Source organism: Mycobacterium sp. 1165196.3, assembly GCF_001673415.1.
In the GTDB taxonomy this organism is placed as follows: domain Bacteria; phylum Actinomycetota; class Actinomycetes; order Mycobacteriales; family Mycobacteriaceae; genus Mycobacterium; species Mycobacterium europaeum_A.
The window spans coordinates 1-559 of sequence record NZ_LZLU01000165.1 but is presented as its reverse complement, the minus strand read 5'-3'; the positions used below and the strand labels follow the sequence as shown (position 1 = coordinate 559).

Here is a 559-nt window from a genome sequence, read left to right as displayed (position 1 = left end):
GACGCTGCCGGTGGTGCGTTACGACAACATCGACGGCCAGGACGTCAACATCGTCGACCCGGCGGCGATCAAGGCGGAGGTGGCGGCGGCGATCGGGGCCGACACGACGACGACCGCGCCGAGCACCACCGCCGTGAAGCCGGATCCCACCACGGTCGTCGACGTGGTCAACGTCGGCAGCATGAGCGGTCTGGCCACCGAGGTATCCCGCGCGCTGAAAAAGAAGGGCTACACCCCGGGTCAGGTCCGCGACCGCGAATCCGGCGACCCGACCTCCACGACGGTCGAGTACGGCGCCGGCGCGCAAACCGATGCGCTCAACCTGGCCAACCTGCTCGGCGTGGACGCGCCGAAGCAGCCCAGCCCCAGGGTGCAGCCCGGACACATCCGCCTGACCGTGGACACCAATTTCACGATGCCCACCCCCGACGAGACGCAGATGGACGACACCACGAGCACCAGCTCGAGCACCACGTCGACCAAGGCCAAGAGCTACTACTACAACGGCACGACCACGACCTACCCGACGCCCGATCAGGGCAAGCCGATCGATGGCGGC

Annotated in this window: 1 protein-coding gene; it reads left to right on the top strand. The window is 68.0% G+C overall.

Annotation, left to right across the window (positions count from 1 at the left end; genetic code table 11):
• Window positions 1-559: LytR C-terminal domain-containing protein (locus tag A5659_RS17525; RefSeq protein WP_197498054.1), on the top strand; the 559-nt coding region annotated here is incomplete at both ends.